We start from the raw sequence: 25,720 nt of genomic DNA, 5'->3' as shown, positions 1-25,720 counted from the left end.
GTCGTCATCACAGCTGCCGATGACGCCAGCTCGGCCTGGCCGGCTCGTGGTGCACCGGTGCGTGGTCTCGGCCAGGCTGGTGCGCGGGCGGGCGAGGAAGACCTCCGGTGCCCTGCTGTGCTCACCGGAGGCTCGATGCGATCGCGCGTTCCTCCCTGTTCCGGAAGGAAACAATGGTCCACGAACTGCCCGTGACCTTCGAACTGATCTCGCTGGGCGCGATGGTCCTGCTGCTGGTCGCCGACCTCCTCATCGTCGGGCGCAGACCGCACGTCCCGACCATGAAGGAGAGCGCCGTCTGGGTGAGCTTCTACGTGGCCCTCGCCGTGGTGTACGGCGTCATCGTCTGGGCCGTCGGCGGCGTCACCCCGGCGGCGGAGTTCTACGCCGGCTGGCTCATGGAGTACTCGCTGAGCGTCGACAACCTCTTCGTGTTCGTCATCATCATGGCCCGGTTCGCGGTGCCGCGTGACCAGCAGCAGAAGGTGCTCATGGTGGGCATCATCATGGCCCTGCTCTTCCGTGCCGCGTTCATCCTCGCCGGCGCCGCCCTGCTCGAGCAGTTCACCTGGCTCTTCTACCTCTTCGGTGCGTTCCTCGTCTACACGGCGATCCAGCAGGCGATCCCCGAGAAGGAGGAGGAGCACGACGACTACAAGGAGAACGCGCTCATCCGGGTGATGCGCCGGGTCCTGCCGCTGCACCACCAGTACAACGACGGGAAGCTGACCACCACGGTCGACGGCCGGCGCCTGTTCACGCCGCTGATCATCGTCTTCCTGGCGATCGGCTCGACGGACGTCCTGTTCGCGCTCGACTCGATCCCGGCGATCTTCGGCATCACGAAGGACCCGTTCATCGTGTTCGCCACCAACCTGTTCGCGCTGATGGGCCTGCGCCAGCTCTACTTCCTGCTGGGCGGGCTGCTCGACCGGCTGGTGTACCTGCCGTACGCGCTCTCGGCCGTCCTCGGCTTCATCGGCATCAAGCTGATCCTCGAGGCGCTGCACACCAACTCGATCTCCTGGATCAACGGCGGCGAGGGCTTCCACTGGGCGCCCGAGATCCCGATCTGGCTGTCGCTCACGGTGATCGTGGTCTCCCTCGTGGTCGGCACCGTGGCGAGCCTGATCAAGTCGGCGCACGACGCGCGGATCGAGGCGGCCCAGCCCGCGCCGGAGCCGGAGGACGCCACGAAGTGACCCGCTGAGCGGTCCGGCCCAGCGGTCCGGGCACGGTGGTACAGCAGACCGGCGGCCGCGTCCCCTGGGGGGCGCGGCCGCCGGCCTGCGTGCTGTCGGTGCCGGTGCCAGTGTCGGTCAGACCGCCGCGGATCAGGCCACCGCGGATCAGACCACCGTGTAGTCGACCTCGATCGAGAAGATCTCCCGGTCGCCGGACCGGATGGTCCCGGTGAACGCCCGCTCGTGGACGGCGGGCTCGGCCGGGGCCGAGGGTTCGACGTCCACGGTGCAGAGCTCGCCGGCCGCCGCCAGGTTGTCCGCCCGCAGCCGGAAGAGCCCCGGCAGCCAGCGGGAGCCGGGGCCCGCCGCGGCCTCCAGCACGTGGTCGAAGAGCGCGAACGCGGCGTAGCCGGCCACCGACACGGGCAGCGCCGGATAGCTGTCGAAGTGTCCCCGGCACATCGACGCCTCGACCGCGAGCTTGGCTGCGGCGTTCCGGGCGTCCGTGGCGACGTCCTCGAGCGGGGCGGGCAGGGCGTAGGGGTTGACCGGCTCCTCCGCGTCCGGGGACCGGGCCGGCCCCATCATGCGGCGGAAGACGGGTACGGACATGACGAGGTACTCGACGTCCATCTGGGCCACGAGGTTGCCGTGGGCATCGCGCAGCTCGGTCCGGGCCTCGGCGCGGTGCCGGCCCGTCATCTGCGCGCTCGCGGTCCCGGTGAGCGCGGTCAGCGGGCCGGCGGTGGCCGGGTACATCCGGCCGACGCCGCGGTGCGCGAGGTAGTAGTGCCGCCTGGAGCTCGGGTTGGTCGTGGCCGCCGCGCAGAGGCCGAGGATGGCGAGGTGCCGGCCGGCCTCCGCGATGTTGACCGGTGTGGCCTGCCGTCCTGTCGGCGACTGGACCGGGACCCGTGCGCTGGTGAGCCCGGGTTCCGGGCTGGTCAGCTCGCTGAGTGCGTAGTAGGGCGGCGTCACGCAGATGCGCGGGCCGATCTGGTCGTATCCCACCGATGTACCGTCGACAGAGGTCATGCAGTGCCTCCCCGAACCTAGTCAGCAGTGTTCGAACAGGCATCATGTGCACCACGAAGCGCGCCACGCCATGCTCGAAACGTGACTATTAAGTAAAAACCTCTGTATGAATGGGTATAGGGTGAATTTGGCGGGTGTTACCCGGCGAGGCCGCCGATCACCACGTCCCACTGCCGCACGCCGCGCTCGGCGACCAGGCCGCGCAGCGCGAACGGGTCCTCGTCCAGGATCGCCAGCGCCGCGTCGGCCGACTCCGCCTCGAGGATCAGCAGGGCACCGACCCCGCCGTCGACCGGGCCCGAGGCGCGCACGACGCCGTCCGCGTTGAGGGCGCGCAGGAAGGCGCGGTGGTCGGGGCGGACCTCGTCGCGGGTCGCGACGTCGTCGGTGTAGGTGTAGCTCACGGCGTAGGTGCTCATGGGGGCAGCCTGCCATCCGGCCGGGTCAGCCGGTTAATTCTTGATGAAGACGCTCGCCCTGCACCCGCGCGCGCCCCACACTCTGAGCATGGACGCACGTGAGAACCACTTCGACCTCGTCGTGATCGGCTCCGGACCCGGCGGGCAGAAGGCCGCGATCGGCGCCGCCAAGCTCGGCAGGCGCGTGGCGGTGGTGGAACGGCGCGACCAGGTCGGCGGGGTGAGCCTGCACACCGGCACCATCCCGTCCAAGACCCTGCGCGAGGCGGTGCTGTACCTGACGGGCCTGCAGATGCGCGACGTCTACGGCTCCAGCTACCGGGTCAAGGAGCACATCACCGTCCCGGACCTGCTGGCCCGCCTGCAGCACGTCATCGGCCGCGAGATCGAGGTGGTGCGCAACCAGCTCGCCCGCAACGACGTCGAGACCGTCGTGGGCAGCGCCCGGTTCACCGGCCCGCACGACCTCGAGGTGACCGACGCCGAGGGCGACGTCGTGCGCCGGCTGACCGCCGACAAGGTGGTCATCGCGGTCGGCACCGCGCCCGCGCGGCCCGCCAACATCGCGTTCGACGGCGTCCGCGTGGTCGACTCCGACGGCATCCTCGACGTCAGCCAGGTGCCCCGCACCATGGTCGTGGTCGGCGCCGGCGTGATCGGGATCGAGTACGCCTCCCTGTTCGCCGCGCTCGGCACCCGGGTCACCGTGGTCGAGGCGCGCGACAAGATCCTCGACTTCTGCGACTCCGAGGTGGTCGAGGCGCTCAAGTTCCAGCTCCGCGACCTGTCCGTCACGTTCCGGCTGGGGGAGACCGTCGCGTCGGTCACCGCGGGAGAGAACGGCACCGTCACCACGCTGGCCTCCGGCAAGCGGGTCCCCGCCGACTGCGTCCTGTACTCCGCCGGCCGGCAGGGGTCCACCGACGGGCTCGACCTCGCTGCGGCCGGCCTCGCGGCGGACCGGCGCGGCCGGCTCCAGGTCGACAAGCAGTTCCGCACCGACGTCGAGCACATCTACGCCGTCGGCGACGTCATCGGCTTCCCCGCGCTCGCGGCGACCTCGCAGGAGCAGGGGCGCCTCGCGGCGTACCACGCGTTCGGCGAGCCGGTCTCGTCCGTGCTGGAGCTGCAGCCCATCGGGATCTACACGATCCCGGAGATCTCCTACTGCGGGGACACCGAGGACCAGCTCACCACCGCGGGCGTGCCGTACGAGGTGGGCGTCGCGCGCTACCGCGAGCTCGCCCGGGGGCAGATCGTCGGCGACTCCTACGGGATGCTCAAGCTGCTCGTCTCCACCGAGGACCGCAAGGTGCTGGGCGTGCACGTGTTCGGGACGGGCGCCACGGAGATCATCCACATCGGGCAGGCGATCATGACCACGGGCGGCACCGTGGACCACCTGGTCGACACCGTCTTCAACTACCCGACGCTCGCCGAGGCCTACAAGGTCGCGGCGCTGGACGTGACCAACAAGATGCGGGACGTGGAGCGGTTCGGGCTCTGAGGCCGGATGCGTCCGGGGCCCGACGCGCGAGGGCGCCCGACCACCCCGGGGTGGACGGGCGCCCTCGCGCGTGACCGGTGCGGCGGTGCTACTTGTCGCCGGCGATCGCGGGCACCTCGGCGTCCGCGAGGGTCACGAGCGCCTGGGCGTGCACGGCGTGCTGCCAGTTGCCCAGGTCCGCGACCGTCTTGATCTTGAGCTCGGCGAGCATCTCGTCGTGCTTGGGCGTGAGGCCCAGCAGCGCCGACGGCGGCGCCGCGAGGATCGCGGCGATGCTCTGGTCCTTGTAGGCCTTGTCGACGAGCTTGTTCAGGTTCAGGCTCACGTGCCTGCCTTTCGTCCGTGCGGTCGTGGAGCGGCCGGATTCTCACCCGGCCGAGGGAAGGATGTCGTGATCGAGGGCGGTATGCAACTTTTGCCCGCATTGTCTGAGTGGCGCTGATCTGTCGGAACCCGCTTTGTTACCGGGGTGAATGAGTCGTCAGCTACCTCTTGAGTGTTGGACGTTCGTCCGGTTGACTTGGTCCTCGTGGTGGTCCCGGATGTCTCGACCAGGCTGGCTGCCGCGGTCCGGACCGCCCGTACGGCGGTGGGCCGCGGCCCGCTCCCGGCTGCGGCCGAGGGCGTCCCGCACGACGACGCCCGGTGGCCGGCCGTGCTGCTCGACCCGGCCCGCGCCGTCGTCCCGTTCCTGGGCCGCGAGCGGGAGCTCGGCGAGCTCCGCGCCTGGGCCGAGGCGGACGTGCCGGTCAGCCTGCGCCTGGTCGTCGCCCCCGCCGGCTTCGGCAAGACCCGGCTCGCGGGCGAGCTCGGCGACCGGCTGAGCGGGTCCGGCTGGACCGTCGTCCGCGTGCCGCGCGGCAAGGAGGCCGCCACGGTCCGCTCCCGCCCCGCGGGCGACGTGCTGTTCGTCGTCGACGACGCGGCGGCACGGCGCGGCCTCGGCGCGATGCTGGACGCCCTGGCCCGCCCCGCCCGCGGCCGCACCCGGGTGCTCATGCTCGCCCGTGTCGCGGGGGAGTGGCTGCGCCGGCTGCGCTGGGGCTCGACGCTGTGGACGCAGCTCGGACCGGGCGACGCCACGCAGACGGCCCTGGACGCCGCGCTCGCCCCCGACCTGACGGACGTCATGGTGCTGGAGGCCGCCGTCGCGGCGTACGCCGGGCACCTCGGTGTGGCGTCCCCCGCGCTCGGCGACCTGTCCGCGGACGAGCCGGACCACGGCTCCCGCGTGGTCGACCTGCACGCGGCCGCTGCGCTCGCCGCCCTCACCGTGGCCGGCGTGCCGGTCCCGGCCCACGAGCCGAACCCGTTGCGGGGGCTCCTGGCCGTGGCCGCCGTCTCGTGGGCCGCGTCCGCGCGGGAGGCCGGGCTCGAGCTGAGCCTGGACGAGGTGCAGGACGTCGTCGCGGCGGCCTGCCTGCTCGGGGCCGACGACACGGCGGGTGCGCGCGACGTGCTGCGCCGCGTGGTGCCGGGCCTGCCGGCGCGCGCGGGCGCGCGCTGGCTGCTCGGGCTGCCGGCCGCCACCGCGGAGCTCGGTCCGAGCGCCGCCGGGCCCGACCGCCTCGGCGACCTGCTGGTCACCGACCGGCTCGGTCGCTCGGTCTCCCTGGTCGGTTCGTGCACGTGGGGCCTGTCCCGCAAGGCGGCCCTGCGCGTGGTGCGGGTCGCCCGGCGGCTGGAGGTCGAGCTGTCCGAGGTGCCGGAGGCGACCGCGCTGGCGGGCGAGCTGCTGCGCCGGGCCGCCGACTCCTCCGGCGACGACCCGCGCGCGCTGCGGACCGCGTTCCTGCTCAAGCAGCGCTCGGTCGTCGACGCCTCGCCCGACGACGTGTACCGCGGTGAGCGGGCCGTCGCGGTCGCGAAGGACGCCGTGGGCCGCGCGGAGGCGCTGGTCGACCTCGGCATCGCGCTGCGCGACGTGGCGCGGGTGGCGGAGTCGCTGGAGGTGCTGGACTCGGCGGTCGAGGCCTGGCGCCGCATCGCCGCCGGCGACCCCGACCGCTACCGCACCGCGCTGGTCTCGGCGCTCAACGCCCTGGGCAGTGCGCGCTGGCGGGCCGGGCACAGCCGGGAGTCGCTGGCCGCCCACCGGGAGGCGGTCGAGCTGTGCCGGGCGGCACCCGAACGCGACCGGGGCTGGTGCGAGGCGGAGCTGGCGCGCGTCCTGATCAGCCTGAACGTGGTGCTCAACGACGCCGGCTCGCCCCAGGAGGAGGACGAGACCTTCGCCGAGCTGCTCCCGATCCTGCGGACCCTGGTGGAGCGCGACCCGCGGCAGTGGTCGGTGTTCCTGACCACGGCGCTGTCCAACCGTTCGGTGACGCTCGGCGAGAGCCGCCCGCAGGAGGCCCTGCCGTTCGCGCGGGAGGCGGTGGAGCTCAGCCGCGAGATGGTACGGCAGGCCCCGAAGCGGCACCGCAACGAGCTCGGGTTCGCCCTGACGAACCTGGCCAACGCGTACGCCGCGCTGGGCCGGGACCGCGAGGCAGTCGAACCGCTCGGCGAGGCCGTCGCCGTGCGGCGCGAGCTGGTCCGCGAGAACGCCGCGACGCACACCTGGACGCTCGCCTACAGCCTCGCGTCGCTCGGCGCGGTGCGCTCCCGGCTCGGGGACCTCGACGAGGCGGTCTCGCTGGAGCGGGAGGCGGTGCTGCTGCGCCGCCGGCTCGCCCGCGAGCACCCGGCGCGGTACCGGCGGATGCTCGCGGCGTCCCTGTCCAACCTCGCGGTCACGCACTCCCGGGCGGGCGAGCCGGAGGAGGCCCTGCCGCTGGAGCGGGAGGCGGTCGCGATCCGGCGTGCCCTGGCCAAGGACGGGCAGCCCGGCGAGGACCACCTGGCGCACTCGCTCTCCAACCTGGGCGTGCTCTACGCCGAGCTCGGCCGGCCGGCCGACGCCGTGGCGCCCACCCAGGAGGCGGTGGGGCTGCTGCGGCAGCTCGCCGAGGAGGACGCCGGCCGGTTCGAGCCTCCCCTGGCCGACGCGCTGCTCAACCTCGGCGCCGCGCTCCTCGACGCGGGCCGGGCGCAGGAGGGCGTGGAGCCGACGACGGAGGCCGTGCGCCTGCGCCGGGAGCTCGCCGGGCGCAGCCCCGAGGTGCACCTGCCGGGCCTGGCGGCCGCGCTGACCAACCTCGTCGCGGTGCACGTCGAGCTCGGGCGGTCGGAGACGGCGGCCGAGTACGCGCAGGAGGTCGTGCAGGTCCGCCGCCGGCTCGTCGACGGCTCGTACGCCCACGAGCAGGACCTCCTGCGCGCGCTTGACCTGCAGGCCCGCGTGCGGAGGTCCGGTGCCGTCGACGGGCGCGCGATCCGCTGAACCGTGCGGATGTGACGAGTCTCCCAGCCTGATCCGTAGAACACCCGTGCGAATGTCAGTGGTCCGCCCTAGGATGCCTCTGTGAGCAATCGTCTCGTCGTCTCCGGTGCCCGTGAGCACAACCTCAAGAACGTCGACCTGGACCTTCCCAGGGACCGGCTCATCGTCTTCACGGGGCTGTCGGGCTCGGGAAAGTCGTCGCTCGCGTTCGACACGATCTTCGCCGAGGGTCAGCGCCGGTACGTCGAGTCCCTGTCCGCCTACGCGCGGCAGTTCCTGGGCCAGATGGACAAGCCCGACGTCGACTTCATCGAGGGCCTGTCGCCCGCGGTGTCGATCGACCAGAAGTCCACCAACCGCAACCCGCGGTCCACCGTCGGCACCATCACCGAGGTCTACGACTACCTGCGCCTGCTCTACGCGCGCGCGGGCACGCAGTTCTGCCCGGTGTGCGGCGAGAAGGTGCAGTCGCAGACGCCGCAGCAGATCGTGGACCAGATCCTGGAGCTGCCGGAGAACACCCGGTACCAGGTGCTGGCGCCCGTGGTGCGCGGCCGCAAGGGCGAGTACGCGGACCTCTTCAAGGAGCTGCAGGCCAAGGGCTTCTCCCGCGCCCGGGTCGACGGCGAGGTGGTCCAGCTGACCGACCCGCCCACGCTCGAGAAGAAGCTGAAGCACGACATCGAGGTGGTCGTGGACCGGCTCGTGGCGCGCGACGGCGTGCAGCGCCGGCTCACCGACTCGGTGGAGACGGCGCTGGCCCTGGCCAACGGCCTGGTGATGATCGAGCTGGTCGATGCCGACATCGACGACACGACACGCACCCGCAAGTTCTCCGAGAAGCGCGCCTGCCCCAACGAGCACCCCCTGGCGCTCGACGAGATCGAGCCGCGGACCTTCTCGTTCAACGCGCCCTACGGCGCGTGCCCCGAGTGCACCGGCATCGGCTTCCGCCTGGAGGTCGACCCCGACCTCATCGTGCCGGACGACGAGCAGACGCTGCGCGGCGGCGCCGTCGCCCCGTGGGCGCAGACGTCGTCGGAGTACTTCGAGCGGGTGCTCTCCGCGCTGGCCGAGGAGATGAAGTTCTCCATGGACGTGCCGTGGCGCGCGCTGCCGGCCCGGGCGCGGGAGGCGATCCTGCACGGTCGCGACCACAAGGTGCACGTCAAGTACAAGAACCGGTGGGGCCGCGAGCGGCAGTACTCGACCGGCTTCGAGGGTGCGGTGACGTTCCTGGAGCGGCGTCACCGCGAGACCGACTCGGACTGGTCGAAGGAGAAGTACGAGGCCTACATGCGCGAGGTCCCGTGCCCGACCTGCGGCGGCGCACGACTCAAGCCGGAGGTGCTCGCGGTCAAGGTGGACGGCCTGTCCATCGCCGACGTCTGCCGCCTGCCGGTGGGGGAGGCCGCCGAGTTCCTCAAGGGCATCGAGCTCGGCGTCCGCGAGGCCCAGATCGCGACGGAGGTCCTCAAGGAGATCCACGCGCGCCTGGGCTTCCTGCTCGACGTCGGGCTGCACTACCTCACGCTGGAGCGGCCCGCTGGCACGCTGTCGGGCGGCGAGGCGCAGCGCATCCGGCTCGCGACCCAGATCGGCTCCGGCCTGGTCGGCGTGCTGTACGTGCTGGACGAGCCGTCGATCGGCCTGCACCAGCGCGACAACCGCCGGCTCATCGACACGCTCACCCGGCTGCGGGACCTGGGCAACACGCTGATCGTCGTCGAGCACGACGAGGACACGATCCGCGCGGCCGACTGGATCGTCGACATTGGCCCGGGCGCGGGCGAGCACGGCGGCGTCGTCATCCACTCGGGCGACTACGCCGGCCTGCTGGAGCAGCAGGACTCCCTCACGGGCGCGTACCTCGCCGGGCGGCGGTCGATCCCGCTCCCGGCGCAGCGTCGGCCCGTCGACGCCGACCGGCAGGTCACGGTGGTGGGCGCGCACGAGAACAACCTGCGCGACGTCGACGTGTCCTTCCCGCTCGGCGTGCTGACCGTGGTGTCGGGTGTCTCGGGCTCGGGCAAGTCGACGCTCGTGAACTCGATCCTCTACACGGTCATGGCCAACCAGCTCAACGGCGCCCGCCGCGTGGCCGGCCGGCACAGGCGCGTGACGGGCCTGGACCAGCTCGACAAGGTGGTCCACGTGGACCAGGGGCCGATCGGCCGCACGCCGCGGTCCAACCCCGCCACCTACACGGGCGTGTGGGACCGGATCCGCAAGATCTTCGCGGAGACCGAGGAGGCCAAGGTGCGCGGCTACGGGCCGGGCCGCTTCTCGTTCAACGTCAAGGGCGGGCGCTGCGAGGCGTGCGCGGGCGACGGCACCATCAAGATCGAGATGAACTTCCTGCCGGACGTCTACGTGCCCTGCGAGGTCTGCCACGGCGCCCGGTACAACCGCGAGACCCTCGAGGTGCACTTCAAGGGCAAGACGGTGGCCGACGTGCTGGACATGCCGATCGAGGAGGCCGCGGAGTTCTTCAAGGCGTTCCCGGCGATCTCGCGGCACCTGTCGACCCTGGTCGACGTCGGCCTCGGGTACGTGCGGCTCGGGCAGCCCGCCCCCACGCTGTCAGGCGGTGAGGCGCAGCGCGTCAAGCTGGCGGCGGAGCTGCAGAAGCGGTCCTCGGGCCGCTCGGCCTACGTGCTGGACGAGCCGACCACGGGTCTGCACTTCGAGGACGTGCGCCGGCTGCTCGGCGTGCTGCAGTCGCTGGCGGACAAGGGCAACACGGTCATCGTGATCGAGCACAACCTGGACGTCATCAAGAGTGCCGACTGGGTCATCGACATGGGTCCGGAGGGTGGCAGCGGCGGCGGCATGGTCGTGGCGCAGGGCACGCCCGAGGCCGTGGCGGAGGTTCCGGAGAGCCACACCGGGACGTACCTCGCCGAGATCCTCGACGGCCACGCGCCCGTGGACGCCGCGCCGACCAACGGGGCGCCGAAGGCAGCCAAGGCCAAGGCCGCTGGCGCCAAGGCGAACGGGACCGCGGCGAGCCGGTCCCGGCGCAAGGCCGCCGTCGCGGGCTGAGCCGGCCGGCGCCGGCCAGGCGCCCGGAGGGCCGGACCGAACCCTGACACGGGTACGGCCAGGCCCTCCGGCGCGCTGCGGGGGTGCGTGTCGCGGACCTGCCGGGAAGCGTTGCCCGGGGCACGTGTCCTGGCGGCACCGGGCGGCAGTGCTCTACAGTGATCTCGACGAGGAGGTTGCCTGATATGTCGGAGATGTACGGCGCGGACATCAGCGCGCTCCGGACCCTCGGGAACACCATGGTCCAGCAGAGCGACGTGCTCGAGACGGCGGTCGGCCAGATCACGCAGGCGGTCTCGACGACGGCGTGGTCCGGACCCGACCACGAGGGCTTCCTCGAGGAGTGGCACGTGACGCACTCCGGGGCGCTGCGCGCGGTCGCGCTGGGCCTCGCGGAGGTGGGGCGCCGCGTCATCGCGAACGCGGACGCCCAGGAGCGGACGAGCGAGACGTACGACGGCGGTGTCGGCGGCGCCGTGGGCGGCGCGTCCGGCCGGGGTCCCGAGGGCACCGACCAGAGCTCGTCCGGCGGCCAGGGCGACAAGGACAAGGCGGCGGGCGACCTCGGCAAGCTGGAGGACGCCGGAAACGTGCCGCTCGACGACAAGGCGATCGACGCGAGCCAGATCGAGCAGGGCAGCCTCGCGGACTGCTGGTTCCTCGCCTCGGCGGGCGCCATCGCCGAGCGGGACCCGGACTGGATCCGCGAGCACATCAAGCGCAACGACGACGGCACCTACACGGTGACGTTCTACGAGGACGGCGAGCCGGTGCAGGTCACCGTGGACTCGAAGGTCTACGAGAACGCGGCCGGGGACCCGAACGGCGACCCGTCGTGGATCTCCATCTACGAGAAGGCCGCCGTGCAGCACCTGGGCGGCCAGTACGACGACATCGAGTACGACAGCGCGGCCAAGGCGCTGGAGATGATGACGGGCAAGGACACGTCCAGCGAGTCGCTCGACCCCGTCCTGCCGTGGGAGGACCCGCCCAGCCTGGAGTCGATCCGCGACCGGCTGGGCAACGGCGAGCCGGTCGTGGCCGCCAGCCCGGACGGCGGCGGCTGGTTCGGCGACCCGCCGCCGGACAAGGAGGTCGTCAACAACCACGTGTACGTGGTGGACGGCGTCTCGGCCGACGGCAAGACGATCACGCTGGTCAACCCGTGGGGCCCGGACGGCGGCACGGGCTCCGACGGGAACACCAAGCCGGGGACGATCACCATGTCCGCGGAGGAGTTCTATGAGAACTTCGACTCCGTGACCTACGGCGGGTCGATGAAGTGACCGCCGCCGAACGAGGGAGAGGGGCTGCCGTGGCGGACGACACGGGGACGGGCCCGGGCGCGGTGGTCCGGGTGCGGCAGAGCGCGCAGGCGCGGTTCGGCGCCACGCGCGTGGGCGTCATGATCGCGGGGCCGCGCGACGGCGTGCCGACGGCGCGGCTCCTGGTCCGGTCCGACGACGGGCGGCGGGCCACGGTCGACGCCGTGGTCGGCGACTGCGTGGACCTGTTCGGCGAGGGCACGCTGGAGCTCGTCGGGGTCGAGGGCGGGCGCACGCCGAAGGAGCAGAGCTCGGTCACGGTCCGTCAGCTCCCGGGTGCCTGACCGGCTCCCGGCAGTCCCGCCGGGCCGGCCCGCCCGGCCGCCCGGGAGGCGTGGCCCTCGTCACCCCGCCCCGCTAGGGTGAGCAGCATGAGCGGAGCCACGCATGACTACGCCGTGACGGTGCGGTGGACGGGCGCGGGGGACACGGGTACGTCGTCGTACACCGCGTACTCGCGCGACCACGAGATCGACCTGGCCCACAAGCCGCCCCTCCTGGGCTCGGCGGACCCGGCGTTCCGGGGCGACCCGGGCCGGTACAACCCCGAGGAGCTGTTCGTCGTCAGCCTGAGCCAGTGCCACATGCTGTGGTTCCTGCACCTGGCGGCGGAGTCGGGGCTGGTCGTGCGGGAGTACTCGGACGCGGCGACGGGCACCATGCGCGTCGAGTCGCGGGGCGAGGGCGCGTTCACGGACGTGACGCTGCACCCGCGGGTCGTGGCGGACGCGGGCGAGCTCGCCACGGACGAGCACGTGGCCGCGCTGCACCACAAGGCGCACGCGATGTGCTTCATCTCGCGCTCGGTCAACTTCCCGGTGCACGTCGCGCCGGTGCCGCTCGCCGTCCCCGCCTGACCGGGCAGGGCCGGCCCGCGTCGCCGTCCCACGTTGTCAGTGGCACCGCTTAGGTTGGTGCCATGGCGGATCCAGCAACCTATCGACCCAAGGCGGGAGAGATCCCGACGTCGCCCGGTGTCTACCGGTTCCGCGACGAGCACGGCCGGGTCATCTACGTGGGCAAGGCGAAGAACCTGCGCCAGCGCCTGGCGAACTACTTCCAGGACGTGGCGCACCTGCACGAGCGCACGCAGCGGATGGTGACCACCGCGGCGTCGGTCGAGTGGACGGTGGTGGGCACCGAGGTCGAGGCGCTCGCCCTGGAGTTCACCTGGATCCAGCAGTACGACCCGCGGTTCAACGTGAAGTACCGCGACGACAAGTCGTACCCGTACCTCGCGGTGACCCTGGGCGAGGAGGTGCCCCGCGCGCAGGTCATGCGCGGCGCCAAGCGCAAGGGCACGCGGTACTTCGGGCCGTACGGGCACGCCTGGGCCATCCGGGAGACCCTCGACCTGCTGCTGCGGGTGTTCCCGATCCGCACCTGCTCCGCGGGCGTCTACAAGCGGGCGGGCCAGTCGGGCCGCCCGTGCCTGCTGGGGTACATCGACAAGTGCTCGGCGCCGTGCGTGGGCCGCATCAGCGTGGAGGACCACCGCGCGCTGGTCCTGGACTTCTGCGACTTCATGGCGGGCGACACGGCCAAGTTCGAGCGCCGGCTGACCAAGCGCATGCAGGAGGCCGCCGCCGAGATGGAGTACGAGCAGGCCGCCCGCCTGCGCGACGACATCGAGGCGCTGCGCCGCGCCACCGAGAAGAACGCGGTGGTGCTCGGCGACGCCACGGACGCCGACGTGTTCGCGCTGGTGGGCGACGAGCTGGAGGCGGCCGTCCAGGTCTTCCACGTCCGCGGCGGCCGCATCCGCGGCCAGCGGGGCTGGGTGGTCGAGAAGGTCGAGGACATCAGCGACGGCGAGCTCGTGGAGCACCTGCTGCAGCAGGTGTACGGGTCGGACCAGGACCTGAGCGGCGCCGAGGCCCGCGACGCCGTGCCCCGCGAGGTGCTCGTCCCGGTGCTGCCGCCCGACCTGGACCAGGTCAGCGCCTGGCTCTCGGGCCTGCGCGGCTCGCGCGTGGACGTGCGCGTGCCGCAGCGCGGCGACAAGAAGGAGCTCGCCGAGACCGTCCGCAAGAACGCGGAGCACGCGCTCGTGCTGCACCGCACCCGCCGCGCCGGCGACCTCACGACCCGCAGCCAGGCGCTGCGCGAGATCCAGGAGGCGCTCGACCTGGAGTCGGCGCCCCTGCGCATCGAGTGCTACGACATCTCGCACACCCAGGGCACCTACCAGTCGGCGTCCATGGTGGTGTTCGAGGACGGCCTGCCCCGCAAGAGCGAGTACCGCTCGTTCAGCATCCGTGGGTCGGACGGCGACGGCGCCCGCGACGACACGCAGGCCATGCACGAGGTCATCACGCGCCGCTTCAAGCGGTACCTGACCGACCGGCTCAAGGCCAACGACGTCGAGATCTCCGCGGGGGAGGACCGCGACGGCGACGACCCGGCCGGCGCCCTGCCCGGTGCGTTGCCCGGTGCGCTGCCAGGCGGCGAGGTCGCCGCCGACGCCCCCGAGGAGAAGGCCCGGTTCGCCTACCCGCCGAGCCTCGTGGTGGTCGACGGCGGGCCGCCGCAGGTCGCCGCCGCCAAGAAGGCGATGGACGAGCTCGGCATCACCGACGTCGCGCTGTGCGGCCTGGCCAAGCGCCTGGAGGAGGTCTGGCTGCCGGGCGAGGAGTACCCGGTCATCCTGCAGCGCTCCAGCGAGGGCCTCTACCTGCTCCAGCGTGTCCGCGACGAGGCGCACCGGTTCGCGATCACGCAGCACCGCCGCCGGCGCAGCAAGGGCATGACCGCCTCGGTGCTCGACGACGTCCCCGGGCTCGGCCCGGCCCGCAAGAAGGTGCTGCTGACCCACTTCGGCTCGCTCAAGCGGCTCAAGGCGGCGAGCGTCGAGGAGATCGCCAGCGTGCGGGGCATGGGGACGACGACGGCCGCGGCCGTGGTTGCCGCCCTGAAGGCCTGACGCTGGCATGCTTGGTGCCATGAGCAACACCGAGCCGTCCCCCACCACGGCCCCCGAGGGAATCGCCGCGGTCGAGGCCGCCACGCACACCCCCGAGCGCAGCGACCCGCAGGTCCTCGTGATCACCGGGATGTCCGGCGCCGGCCGGTCCCGGGCCGCCGCCGTGCTGGAGGACCTCGACTGGTACGTGGTCGACAACCTGCCGCCCATGATGCTGGTGCCCCTGGTCGACCTCATGGCCAAGGGGTCCAGCATCGAGCGCGTCGCCGTCGTCGTGGACGTGCGCGGCCGCCAGTTCTTCTCGGAGCTGGACAAGGTGCTCGTGCACATGACGGAGGCCAAGGTGGCCTACCGCATCCTGTTCCTGGACGCGAGCGACGAGGTGCTGGTGCGGCGCTTCGAGCAGGTGCGCCGCCCGCACCCGCTGCAGGGCGACGGCCGCATCCTGGACGGCATCGCCGAGGAGCGCTCCGTCGTCGCGACCCTCGCCGAGCGCGCCGACCTGCGGATCGACACCTCCGACCTGTCCGTGCACGACCTCGCCCGGGAGATCCGCGCCTGGCTCGCACACGACGCGACCGAGCAGCTGCGCATCAACGTGATCTCGTTCGGGTTCAAGTACGGCATCCCCCTGGACGCGGACCACGTGGTGGACGTACGGTTCCTGGCCAACCCGTACTGGATCACCGAGCTGCGGCACCTGACGGGGCGTGACCAGCCGGTACGCGACTACGTGCTCGCCCGCCCGGGCGCCGTCGAGTTCGCGGACCGCTACGTCGAGGCCCTGGCACCGGTGCTCGCCGGCTATCTCAACGAGGAGAAGCGCTACGTGACCATCGCCGTGGGATGCACGGGCGGAAAGCACCGGTCCGTCGCCATGTCCGACGCCATCGCCGAGCGGCTGCGCGCCCGCGGGCAGCTCGTCTCCGTCTCCGCGCGCGACCTGGGCCGCGAATGATCCCGCACGCGCCGGGGGTGCCCGACGTCCCCGCCCCGGAGTGGAGCAAGAACCCGTCGGTCGTCGCCCTCGGCGGCGGCCACGGCCTGTCCGCCAGCCTGTCCGCGCTGCGCCTCATGTCGGACCGCCTCACAGCCGTCGTGACGGTGGCCGACGACGGCGGCTCGTCCGGCCGGCTGCGCGAGGAGCTCGACGTGCTGCCGCCCGGCGACCTGCGGATGGCGCTCGCGGCCCTGTGCGACGACTCGGAGTGGGGCCGGACCTGGAGCGCCATGCTGCAGCACCGGTTCTCGTCGTCGGGCGAGCTGGACAACCATGCCATGGGCAACCTGCTCATCGTGGCGCTGTGGGAGCTGCTCGGGGACCCGGTCGAGGGGCTGGACTGGGTGGGCCGCCTGCTCGGCGCCCGCGGGCGCGTGCTGCCGATGGCGTCGGTGCCGCTCGTGGTCGAGGCCGACGTGCGGCACACCGCGGCGCCCGGGGAGCCGGAGGCGCCCCTGGAGACCGTGATCGGGCAGAGCCGGGTCGCCGTGACGGAGGGCCGGATCGAGCAGCTCCGGCTGCTGCCCGCGGACCCGCCGGCGTCCCCGGAGGCCGTCCAGGCGGTGCTCGACGCCGACTGGGTGGTCCTCGGCCCCGGGTCCTGGTACTCCTCCGTGCTGGTCCACCTGCTGGTGCCCGCCCTCGCGGACGCCCTGCACGTCACCAAGGCGCGCCGGTGCGTCACGCTCAACCTGTCCGCGGAGAACGGCGAGACGGCCGGCCTGACCGCCGTCGACCACCTGGAGGCCCTGCACAAGCACGCGCCCGGCCTGCGGATCGACGCCGTGCTGGCCGACCCGTCCGCCGTCGAGGACGTCGCGGCCCTGGAGGCCGCGGCCGCGTCGATGGGCGCGCGCGTGATCATGCGGCAGGTACGCCGCGGCGACGACACCGCCAGGCACGACGGCCTGCGCCTGGCGGCCGCCTACCGGGACGTGTTCGAGGGCGTCTACGGCGACGTCTGACCCGGCCTGACCAGCCGCCCCGTCCGCGATGCGAGACCCTTCGTGGACACCGTTGACATGCCCAGCGGACGGCCGTAACTTCCCGCATACCGAATTCCGATCAATCCGATAGGGAATTCGAATCGGAGGGAGACCGGCATGGCCCGAGCGATGAACGGCACGGTGCAGATCGCGCACGCCCGCTCCCTGTGTCGTGCCCGCCAGTGTTGTCCCGCCGGCCGCTGACCGCACCCAGGTAAGACCTAGCAGCGCCCCTGCTGACCGGCCCGTCGCGGCCGTCCGTCGTCGTCCCCGCCCCGGGGCCGGCATCCCGCGCTCCGTCACCTCGCGTCGCCCGCCACCCGTCGTCACCCCACCCTGCCCCCGCGTCACCTCCGGTGACGGACCTTCGTGCACCCGCACGCAGGTCCGCCTCGCCGTGCCCCGAGAGGACAACCCCCATGGTCCCGAACCAGCCCCGCCGCACACCGCCCACGCCGGCCGCCGCCGTCGTCACCGCCCTGGCCGCCGCGCTCGCCCTGACCGGCTGCGCCGGACCCGACACCGCCGCGGGCGGCGCGCCCGCCGAGCCGACGCCGGGCGGCACGCTCCGGTTCGCGCTCGGGGCCGCGCCGCAGGGTGTGGACCCGCAGCAGGTCGGCTCGAACGTCAGCATCTACGTGGCGCGGCAGCTCGCCGACTCGCTGACCGACCAGGACCCCGAGACCGGCGAGATCCAGCCGTGGCTCGCGGAGAGCTGGGACGTCAGCGACGACCTGACACGGTTCACGTTCCACCTGCGTGACGGCGTGACCTTCTCCGACGGCAGCGCGCTGGACTCCGCCGACGTGAAGGCCAGCTTCGACGCCGTCGCGGGCGACCTCGGGGCGAGCGCGCCGCTCGCGGCGAGCTACCTCGCGGGCTACGAGCAGACCGAGGTGCCCGACGAGCACACGGCGACCGTCGTCTTCGACGCGCCGAACGCGCAGTTCCTGCAGGCCACCTCGACGGTGTCGCTCGCGATCCTGGCGCAGGAGACGGCGGCGGTGGACCCGGCCGAGCGCCTGCAGGGCGACGTCGTCGGCTCGGGGCCGTTCGTCCTGGACAGCTACACGCAGGACCAGGGCGCCGTCATCACGCGCCGCGAGGGCTACGACTGGGCGCCCGCGTCGGCCGAGCACGACGGCGACGCGTACCTGGAGCGCGTCGAGTTCTCGGTGGTCCCCGAGTCCGGGGTGCGGGCCGGCGGGCTGGCGTCCGACCAGTTCGACGCCGTCGGCGACGTGCTGCCGCAGGACGTCCCGCAGGTCGAGGGCTCGGGCGGCACGGTGCTGACCCGCGCCAACCCCGGCGTGCCGTTCGTGCTCCAGCCCAACCTGACCCGCGCGCCGCTGGACGACGTCGAGGTGCGCCGCGCCCTGCTCCTGGCGATCGACCGCCAGGAGCTGGTCGACACCGTGCTGTCCGACGCGTTCGAGCCGGCCACGGGCATCCTCGCGTCCACCACGCCCGGCTACGCCGACCTGTCCGACCGGCTCGCCTTCGACCCCGAGGAGGCCGGCCGCATCCTCGACGGCGCCGGGTGGACCCTCGGCCCGGACGGCATCCGCGAGAAGGGCGGCGAGCCGCTGGAGATCGAGGTGACCTACACCCCGGTGTTCACCGGCAGCGGCCCGGTGCTCGAGCTCGTGGCCCAGCAGCTGCGGGCCGTCGGCGTGGACCTCACGCTCCGCCAGCTCACGGCCCCCGAGCAGACCGTCGCCCAGGACTCCGGCGACTACGACCTCTACTACTACAACGTCACCCGGGCCGACGCCGACATCCTGCGCACCCAGTTCTCCACGGCGCAGCGCAACCTCAGCCTGCGCGAGCCCGACGACGTCGTGGACCCGCTGCTCGACGAGCAGCTCGGCGAGGCCGACCCGGCCACCCGCGACGCGATCGCGGCCGAGGCGCAGGAGGCGCTGCTGGACGAGGGCCTCGCCGTCCCGCTGTTCGAGCTGTCCCAGTCGATCGGGGTGCGCGGCGACGTGCACGGCGTCACGTTCGACGCCTCCTCCCGCCTGCTGTTCCACGACGCCTGGATCGAGCAGGAGTGATGGCCGCCTACGTGCTGCGCCGCCTCGGCGGCGCCGTCGCGGTCCTGTGGGCGGCGTTCACGCTCTCCTACCTGATCCTGTACCTGCTGCCCAGCGACCCGGTCGCGATCATGCTCGACCAGGGCGCCGGGGGCGAGCGCGTGGACCCCGCGCGGGTCGCGGAGCTGCGCGAGCGCTACGGGTTCGACCAGGGCCCGCTCCAGCAGTACGTGACGCTGCTCGGCCGCTCCCTCACGGGCGACCTCGGCACGTCCATCAGCAGCGGCGCCCCCGTGACCGGCCTCATCGCGGACGCGTTCCCCGAGACCGCCAAGCTCGCCGGCCTCGCGCTCGCGCTCGCCCTGGTTGCCGGGGTGGGCATCGCGCTGCTCGCGTCCTGGACCCGGGCCGCGTGGCTGCGCGACCTGCTGCTCGCGCTGCCGCCGCTCGGCGTCGCGGTGCCCGGGTTCTGGGTCGGCCTCGTGCTGCTCCACCTGTTCTCGTTCACCTGGTTCGTCTTCCCGGCGGTCGGCAACGAGGGGTTCGCCTCCCTGGTGCTGCCCGCGGTCACGCTCGCGGTCGGGCTCGCCGCCGTCGTCGCGCAGGTGCTCTCCCAGGGCCTGCGCGAGGCCTGGGGCGCGCCCTACGTCGAGACGGCGTTCGCCAAGGGCTCCGGGCGGGCCCGGGTGCTCGGCGCGCACGTGGTGCGCAACGGGTCGCTGCCCACCGTCACCGTGCTCGGCGTCCTCGTGGGCAACCTGCTCGGCGGCACGGTCGTGGTCGAGACGGTGTTCTCCCGCCAGGGCTTCGGCCGGCTCGTCGAGAACGCCGTGACCACGCAGGACATCCCCGTGGTCCAGGGGCTCGTGGTCGTCGCCGCCGCGGTGTTCGTGCTCATCAGCCTCCTGGTCGACCTCGTGCACCCCCTGCTCGACCCGCGGGTGCTCGCCGGCGCCCCCGGCCGCCCCGGGGGAGGCGCGCGATGACCGGACCCCTCGCCGTGCTCCGCACGGGTCCTCTCGCCCTTCTGCGGACGAGGCCCGCCGCGCTGGTGGCGCTCGCGATCGTGGTGCTCGTCCTCGCCTGGGCGCTCGTCCCCGGCCTGTTCACGGGCCAGGACCCGATCACCGGCGTCCCCGCCGACAAGCTCCAGGCGCCCGGCGCCGCCCACTGGTTCGGCACCGACCACCTCGGCCGCGACCTGTTCTCCCGCACCGTGCACGGCACCAGCCTGTCCGTGCGGGCCGCGCTGCTCGCCATCGGCGTCGCCCTCGTGGCCGGGTCCGGTGTCGGCCTGCTCGCCGGCTTCCTCGGCGGCCCCGTCGACGACGTCCTCATGCGCGCCACCGACGTGCTGCTCGCCATCCCCGGCCTGCTGCTGTCGCTCGCCGTCGTGACCGCGCTCGGCTTCGGCACCGTCAAGGTCGCGGTCGCCGTCGGCATCGCGTCGGTGGCCACGTTCGCCCGCGTCATGCGCAGCCAGGTGCTGCGCGTCCGGCACGCCACCTACGTGGAGGCCGCACGGCTCGCCGGAGCGAGCCGCGGCGCCGTCCTGCTGCGGCACGTGCTGCCCAATGCCGCCGGCCCCGTGCTGGCGCTCGCGGCCGTCGAGCTCGGCGCCGTGATCCTGGCGGTCTCCGCCCTGAGCTTCCTCGGCTACGGCGCCACGCCGCCCACGCCCGAGTGGGGCTCCCTGGTCGCCGAGGGGCGCGACTACCTGGCCGTCGCCTGGTGGTACTCCACGCTGCCGGGCCTGGTCATCGCCCTGTTCGTGCTCGCCGTCGGCGTGCTCGGCCGGGCTCTCACCCGCGAGACGAGGACGGACCGATGACGCTGACGACGCGGCCCGGCACGGGCACCCCCGCAACCGGCACCCCCGCTCCGGCGACCGCCGCGGGCGACCCCGCGCCGTCGGGCGGCCCGCTGCGCGTGCGCGGCCTGCGGGTCGCGTACGGCGCGGCCGAGGTGGTGCACGGCGTGGACCTGGACGTCCGGCCCGGCGAGGTGGTCGCGCTGGTCGGCGAGTCCGGGAGCGGCAAGTCCACCACGGCGCACGCCCTGATCGGCCTGCTGCCCGACGGCGGCCGCGTCACCGCGGGGGAGGTGACGCTCGGCGCCGGGCCGCGGTCCACGCCGCTGACCGGCCTGCTCCCCGACGCGTGGCGGCGGGTGCGCGGCGTGCGCGTCGGCTTCGTGCCGCAGGACCCGGGCACCGCGCTCGACCCCGTGGTCCGGGTCGGCGACCAGGTCGCCGAGGCCCTCGTGGTGCACGGCACGCCGCGCCGAGCCGCCCGCGAGCGGGCCGTCGAGATCCTCGCCGAGGTGGGGCTGGACCGGCCGCGGGAGCGGGCCCGGCAGTACCCGCACCAGCTCTCCGGCGGCATGCGGCAGCGCGTGCTCGTGGGGATCGCCATGGCCTGCGAGCCGGAGCTGGTCATCGCGGACGAGCCGACGTCCGCCCTGGACGTGACCGTGCAGCGGCGGGTGCTCGACCTGCTCGCAGACCTCACCGGCCGCGCCGGCACGGCCGTGCTGCTCATCACGCACGACCTCGCCGTCGCCGCCGACCGGGCCGACCGGGTGGTCGTGCTCAAGGACGGCGTGGTGGTCGAGGAGGGGCCCGCTGCCCGCGTGCTGGGCGCGCCCGAGCACCCGTACACGCGGGAGCTCGTCGCGGCCGTGCCCGGCAGAAATAATGTGCCAAGCGCGTCGGCGAGGCCCGCCCCGGCCACCGGCGACCCCGAGCCCCGGCCCGCCCTCCTGGAGGTCCGCGGCCTGGTCAAGGAGTTCCGGCTGGGGCGCCGCGAGCGGCTCCGAGCCGTCGACGACGTGTCGTTCGCCGTCCCGCGCGGCTCCGCGTTCGCCCTGGTGGGGGAGTCGGGGTCGGGCAAGTCGACCACCGCGCGCCTGGTGCTCGGCCTGGAGCGGCCCGACGGCGGCACGGTCGAGCTGGACGGCGCGCCCGTCGGCGCCGACCGGGCGACCCGACGCCGCACCCAGCTGGTGCACCAGGACCCGTACTCGTCGCTGGACCCCCGCTTCACGGTCGCCGTCGTGGTCGAGGAGCCGCTGCGGGCCCACCGCATCGGGGACCGCGCCGAGCGGCGCGACCGGGTGGCGCAGCTCCTCGAGCAGGTGCACCTCTCGCCCGACCTGGCCGGACGGCGGCCCGCCGCGCTGTCGGGCGGGCAGCGCCAGCGGGTCGCCATCGCGCGGGCGCTGGCGCTCGACCCGGAGCTGCTCGTCCTGGACGAGCCGACCTCCGCGCTCGACGTCTCCGTGCAGGCCCGCGTGCTGGAGCTGCTGGCCCGGCTGCGCGCGGAGCGGGGCCTGACCTACCTGTTCATCTCGCACGACCTGGGCGTGGTGCGGCAGGTCGCCGACCACGTCGGCGTCCTGAGCGCCGGCCGGCTCGTGGAGACCGGACCCGTCGACCGCGTGTTCGACCATCCCGCCCACCCGTACACCGCGGAGCTGATCGCGGCGATCCCCGGTGCCCGCACCGCCGCGCACCCCGACCGGAAGGACCTGACATGACCGAGGTAGTGAGCAGGCCGGCAGCGGCCCCGCCCGAGGCCGACGCCGACGCCGCCGCGCGCGAGCACGCCGCGTGGCGGGCCGCCCGCGAGCGCGAGCTGCGCACGCCCCACGGCTGGCTGAGCCCGGCGGCGCTGCTGTGGCCCACGGCCACGCCGGCGCGCCTGCCGGGGCTGCCCGGCGAGTGGTGGGTCGCCGACCGGACGCTGTTCACGCGCCCGGCGGCGGGCGACACGGCCACGCTCGTGGGAGAGCACGTCGAGGCCGACGGTCCGACGTCGGTCGTCGTCGGCGAGGGCCGCGGCCGGGTCCTGGGCACGTTCCTGCCCCAGGGTCGCCCGGCCGGCGCCGAGCACGAGGTGGCGGTCGAGGTGGTGCTGCGCACCGGCCGGTACGGCGTCCGGCCCCGCGACCCGCAGGCCGCCACCCGCACGGGGTTCGACGGCGTCCCCGCGTTCGACCACGACCCCGCCTGGGTGCTGGACGTGCCCGTGCGCTGGTACGACGAGCCCGACGCGGTGACGGTGGGCGCGGCGCAGCCCCGCCTCGTGCACCACGTCGAGGTGTTCGGCGAGGTGGACGTCGCCCACGCCGGCACGGTCACCACGCTGGCGCTGACCGGCAGCCCCACGGAGCCGACCCTCCTGTTCACCGACGAGTCCGACGACGTCGCGCCGTGGCGGGTCCTGCACCTCCGCGTCCCGGGGACGACGGCGGACGACGCCGACGGCCCGGCTCCCGGCACGCTGCGCCTGGACCTGAACCGGGCGGTGAACCTGCCGTTCGCGTTCACGCGGTTCGGCACGTGCCCCGCGCCGCTGGCAGGCAACCACCTGCCGTTCGCGGTCACCGCGGGCGAGAAGGCACCCCGATGACGGCGCTCTCCGCGCGCCCGCTCCCTGCGTCGCTGGAGGTCCGCGACGTGCGCCTGTCCGACCCGCTCGTCGAGCCGCTGCTGGCGGGCCTGTCGGTCGAGTACCGCGCCCGCTACCACGACCTGCTGACCGAGGAGCAGCACCGGGCCGAGATGGCGCACTACGCCGCCGAGGAGTTCGCCCCGCCCGTGGGCGCCCTGGTGCTGCTCCTGGAGCACGGCGCGCCGGTCGCAGGAGGCGCGTTCCGCCGTCGGCTGGAGCCCGAGCTGGGGGAGACCGCGCGCCTGGCGCGTGCCGACGCCCGGGACGCGGACGGCGTCCCGGCCGTCCCCACGGCCGAGCTCAAGCGCATCTGGACCCACGAGGCCCACCGGCGCCGCGGCCTGGCCCGCCGCGTGCTGGCCGAGCTGGAGACCCGGGCCCGCGCCCTGGGCTACCCGCGGCTCTACCTGACCACGGGACCGCGGCAGCCGGAGGCGGCGGGGCTCTACCGGGCCACGGGTTACAGGCCGCTGTCGGCGGCCGCCGCGGGCGCGCCCGCCGACCCCGCCACCGAGCAGCCGTTCGGCCCGCTCCCCTTCGAGAAATGGCTGACGAGATGAGCGCCGACCTGGCCGAGGGCGAGTCCCGCCTCCTGTACCCGCCGCCCGGCCTGCCACCGGGCGGGGGCGGGCCCGCGCAGGCGGGACCGGCGGACGAGGACCTGCGCGTGGTCGCGGCCCGGCACCCGGGGCGCTGGGCCGCGACCGCCGGGGTCGGCGTGCTGCTGGCGATGGTGATCTCCTCCCTGGTCACCAACGACCGCTGGGAGTGGGACGTCGTGGCCCGCTACCTCACGTGGCCCTCGATCCTGGAGGGGGCGTGGGCCACCGTGCGGCTCACGGCGACGGCGTCGGTGGTGGGCTTCGCGCTCGGCACGGTGCTGGCCCTGATGCGGCTGTCGCGCTCGCCCCTGCTGCAGGCCGTCTCGTGGGCCTACACGTGGGTGTTCCGGTCGGTGCCGCTGCTGCTGCAGCTCCTGCTCTGGTACAACCTCGCCTACCTGTACCCGGTGCTGAGCCTGGGCATCCCCTTCGGGCCGGAGCTCCTGTTCTTCGACACGCTCGACCTGATCGACAAGTTCTGGGCCGCGATCCTGGGCCTCGGGCTGTCGCAGGCCGCGTACAGCGCGGAGATCGTGCGGGCCGGCATCCTCGGCGTCGACCAGGGCCAGCACGAGGCCGCGGCGTCCCTGGGCATCCCGCGCCACCGCCAGGTGCGCCGCATCATCCTGCCGCAGGCGATGCGGTCCATCGTGCCCACCGCGGTGAACGAGGTGATCGGCCTGCTCAAGGGCACCTCGATCGTGTACGTGCTGGCGTACGGCGAGCTGTTCTACATCGTCAGCGTCATCTACGGCCGCAACGGCCGCGTGGTACCGCTGCTCATCGTCGCCGCGATCTGGTACCTCGCGCTGACCACGCTCATCACGGTCGTCCAGTACTACGTGGAGCGGCACTACGCCAAGGGCGCCCTGCGCACCCTGCCGCCCACACCCGTCCAGCGGGTGCGGTGGGAGCTCCAGGTCGGCTGGTCGCGCCTGACCGGCGCCCCCGTGCCCGACGGCGTCCCGCCCGCCTTCGCGGCGCGCGTCCGGGTGGGGCGGTGGGTCGCGCCGCGCACCCCGTCCGCCGGGCAGGGAGGAGGTGCCGCATGACCGGCGGACTGCTGGAGATCCGGGGAGTGCACAAGTCGTTCGGCCTGCTGGAGGCCCTGCGCGGCGTGGACCTGACCGTCCGCCCGGGCGAGGTGGCCGCGATCATCGGCCCGTCCGGGTCGGGCAAGTCGACCCTGCTGCGCGCCATCAACCACCTGGAGAAGGTGGACCGCGGGTTCGTGTCCCTGGACGGCGAGCTCATCGGCTACGCCCGGCACGGCAACACCCTCCGGGAGCTCACCGAGCGCGAGATCCTGCGCCGGCGCACCCGGATCGGGTTCGTGTTCCAGAACTTCAACCTGTTCCCGCACCTCACCGTGCTGGAGAACATCGTCGAGGCGCCGGTCCACGCGCAGGGCCGGCCGCGCGCCGAGGCCGAGGCGGAGGCGCGCGAGCTGCTGGCCCGCGTCGGGCTCGCCGACCGGGCCGACGCCCGGCCCCGGCAGCTCTCCGGCGGGCAGCAGCAGCGGGTCGCCATCGCCCGCGCCCTGGCCCTGCGGCCCGCGGTCGTGCTCTTCGACGAGCCGACGTCGGCCCTGGACCCCGAGCTCGTCGGCGAGGTGCTCTGCGTGATCAAGGAGCTCGCCGGCACCGGCACCACGCTCGTCGTCGTCACCCACGAGGTGGGCTTCGCCCGCGAGATCGCGGACACCGTCGTCTTCATGGACGAGGGCGTCGTGGTCGAGCAGGGACCGCCCGCCGACGTCCTCGACCACCCCACCAGCGACCGCACCAAGGCCTTCCTGGAGAAGGTCCTGTGACGCCGCGCCCGATCCCGATCCCGACCCCGATCCCCGTCCCCACCCAGACCCCCGCCCCGGAAACCG

Annotated in this window: 21 protein-coding genes; 18 read left to right on the top strand and 3 right to left on the bottom strand. The window is 73.6% G+C overall.

Going from position 1 to position 25,720, the window contains the following annotated elements; all coding sequences use genetic code 11:
• The first annotated feature begins 173 nt into the window (after window positions 1–173).
• On the top strand, window positions 174–1,202 hold the full coding sequence (locus ACH45N_RS18080; RefSeq protein ID WP_397396321.1) for a TerC family protein: 1,029 nt from the start codon (window positions 174–176) through the stop codon (window positions 1,200–1,202).
• Window positions 1,203–1,349: 147 nt separating this feature from the next.
• On the opposite strand, the gene ACH45N_RS18075 is transcribed toward ACH45N_RS18080, so the two are convergent.
• The gene (locus ACH45N_RS18075) at window positions 1,350–2,219 is read right to left on the bottom strand and encodes a hypothetical protein (RefSeq protein ID WP_397396319.1); all 870 of its coding nucleotides are present in this window, start codon (window positions 2,217–2,219) and stop codon (window positions 1,350–1,352) included.
• Between the two features lie 137 nt (window positions 2,220–2,356).
• Window positions 2,357–2,638: a YciI family protein gene (locus tag ACH45N_RS18070; RefSeq protein WP_377228526.1), complete on the bottom strand. Its 282-nt coding sequence runs from the start codon at window positions 2,636–2,638 to the stop codon at window positions 2,357–2,359.
• A gap of 88 nt (window positions 2,639–2,726) precedes the next feature.
• Between ACH45N_RS18070 and sthA the strand changes: the two genes are divergently transcribed.
• Window positions 2,727–4,145: a Si-specific NAD(P)(+) transhydrogenase gene (gene sthA, locus ACH45N_RS18065; RefSeq protein ID WP_397396317.1), complete on the top strand. Its 1,419-nt coding sequence runs from the start codon at window positions 2,727–2,729 to the stop codon at window positions 4,143–4,145.
• Window positions 4,146–4,233: 88 nt separating this feature from the next.
• Here sthA and ACH45N_RS18060 read toward each other — a convergent pair whose 3' ends face one another.
• Window positions 4,234–4,470 carry a hypothetical protein gene (locus tag ACH45N_RS18060; protein ID WP_020014780.1) on the bottom strand — a complete coding sequence of 79 codons (237 nt, stop codon included), beginning with the start codon at window positions 4,468–4,470 and terminating at the stop codon, window positions 4,234–4,236.
• A gap of 204 nt (window positions 4,471–4,674) precedes the next feature.
• Here ACH45N_RS18060 and ACH45N_RS18055 point away from each other — a divergent pair, with 204 nt between their 5' ends.
• The 16 genes from ACH45N_RS18055 (at window position 4,675) to ACH45N_RS17980 (ending at window position 25,654) form a co-directional block, all read left to right on the top strand.
• Window positions 4,675–7,470, top strand: coding sequence for a tetratricopeptide repeat protein (locus ACH45N_RS18055; protein WP_397396314.1), 2,796 nt, complete (start codon window positions 4,675–4,677; stop codon window positions 7,468–7,470).
• A gap of 81 nt (window positions 7,471–7,551) precedes the next feature.
• Window positions 7,552–10,515, top strand: coding sequence for an excinuclease ABC subunit UvrA (gene uvrA, locus ACH45N_RS18050; RefSeq protein ID WP_397396313.1), 2,964 nt, complete (start codon window positions 7,552–7,554; stop codon window positions 10,513–10,515).
• A 185-nt stretch (window positions 10,516–10,700) separates the two neighbouring features.
• Window positions 10,701–11,801: a C2 family cysteine protease gene (locus tag ACH45N_RS18045; RefSeq protein WP_397396311.1), complete on the top strand. Its 1,101-nt coding sequence runs from the start codon at window positions 10,701–10,703 to the stop codon at window positions 11,799–11,801.
• Between the two features lie 29 nt (window positions 11,802–11,830).
• Complete coding sequence (locus tag ACH45N_RS18040) at window positions 11,831–12,124, top strand: hypothetical protein (RefSeq protein WP_397396309.1); 294 nt, start codon at window positions 11,831–11,833, stop codon at window positions 12,122–12,124.
• An 87-nt stretch (window positions 12,125–12,211) separates the two neighbouring features.
• Window positions 12,212–12,697: an OsmC family protein gene (locus ACH45N_RS18035; protein WP_377236624.1), complete on the top strand. Its 486-nt coding sequence runs from the start codon at window positions 12,212–12,214 to the stop codon at window positions 12,695–12,697.
• 62 nt (window positions 12,698–12,759) lie between these two features.
• Entirely contained in the window at window positions 12,760–14,763 is a 2,004-nt protein-coding gene (gene uvrC / locus ACH45N_RS18030; RefSeq protein WP_397396306.1) for an excinuclease ABC subunit UvrC, read from the top strand.
• Between the two features lie 19 nt (window positions 14,764–14,782).
• Complete coding sequence (gene rapZ, locus ACH45N_RS18025) at window positions 14,783–15,721, top strand: RNase adapter RapZ (protein ID WP_397396304.1); 939 nt, start codon at window positions 14,783–14,785, stop codon at window positions 15,719–15,721.
• Window positions 15,718–16,728 carry a uridine diphosphate-N-acetylglucosamine-binding protein YvcK gene (yvcK, locus tag ACH45N_RS18020; protein WP_397396302.1) on the top strand — a complete coding sequence of 337 codons (1,011 nt, stop codon included), beginning with the start codon at window positions 15,718–15,720 and terminating at the stop codon, window positions 16,726–16,728. Before rapZ ends, yvcK begins: the two co-directional genes overlap by 4 nt.
• 440 nt (window positions 16,729–17,168) lie before the next feature.
• Complete coding sequence (locus ACH45N_RS18015; protein WP_397396300.1) at window positions 17,169–18,806, top strand: ABC transporter substrate-binding protein; 1,638 nt, start codon at window positions 17,169–17,171, stop codon at window positions 18,804–18,806.
• Entirely contained in the window at window positions 18,806–19,771 is a 966-nt protein-coding gene (locus ACH45N_RS18010) for an ABC transporter permease (protein ID WP_397396298.1), read from the top strand. Before ACH45N_RS18015 ends, ACH45N_RS18010 begins: the two co-directional genes overlap by 1 nt.
• Window positions 19,768–20,616, top strand: coding sequence for an ABC transporter permease (locus tag ACH45N_RS18005; protein WP_397396296.1), 849 nt, complete (start codon window positions 19,768–19,770; stop codon window positions 20,614–20,616). Before ACH45N_RS18010 ends, ACH45N_RS18005 begins: the two co-directional genes overlap by 4 nt.
• Window positions 20,613–22,322 (top strand): dipeptide ABC transporter ATP-binding protein, encoded by a 1,710-nt coding sequence (locus tag ACH45N_RS18000; RefSeq protein ID WP_397396294.1) that lies wholly within the window; start codon window positions 20,613–20,615, stop codon window positions 22,320–22,322. The genes ACH45N_RS18005 and ACH45N_RS18000 overlap by 4 nt, the downstream gene beginning before the upstream one ends.
• Window positions 22,319–23,197 carry a DUF1684 domain-containing protein gene (locus tag ACH45N_RS17995; protein ID WP_397396292.1) on the top strand — a complete coding sequence of 293 codons (879 nt, stop codon included), beginning with the start codon at window positions 22,319–22,321 and terminating at the stop codon, window positions 23,195–23,197. Before ACH45N_RS18000 ends, ACH45N_RS17995 begins: the two co-directional genes overlap by 4 nt.
• Entirely contained in the window at window positions 23,194–23,799 is a 606-nt protein-coding gene (locus ACH45N_RS17990; RefSeq protein ID WP_397396290.1) for a GNAT family N-acetyltransferase, read from the top strand. The genes ACH45N_RS17995 and ACH45N_RS17990 overlap by 4 nt, the downstream gene beginning before the upstream one ends.
• Entirely contained in the window at window positions 23,796–24,893 is a 1,098-nt protein-coding gene (locus ACH45N_RS17985; RefSeq protein WP_397397505.1) for an amino acid ABC transporter permease, read from the top strand. The genes ACH45N_RS17990 and ACH45N_RS17985 overlap by 4 nt, the downstream gene beginning before the upstream one ends.
• Window positions 24,890–25,654 carry an amino acid ABC transporter ATP-binding protein gene (locus ACH45N_RS17980; RefSeq protein ID WP_397396288.1) on the top strand — a complete coding sequence of 255 codons (765 nt, stop codon included), beginning with the start codon at window positions 24,890–24,892 and terminating at the stop codon, window positions 25,652–25,654. Before ACH45N_RS17985 ends, ACH45N_RS17980 begins: the two co-directional genes overlap by 4 nt.
• Window positions 25,655–25,720: the final 66 nt, after the last annotated feature.

It is taken from the genome of Promicromonospora sp. NPDC019610 (genome assembly GCF_044389365.1).
Lineage (GTDB): Bacteria > Actinomycetota > Actinomycetes > Actinomycetales > Cellulomonadaceae > Promicromonospora.
This window is presented reverse-complemented; position numbering and strand designations above follow the sequence as displayed.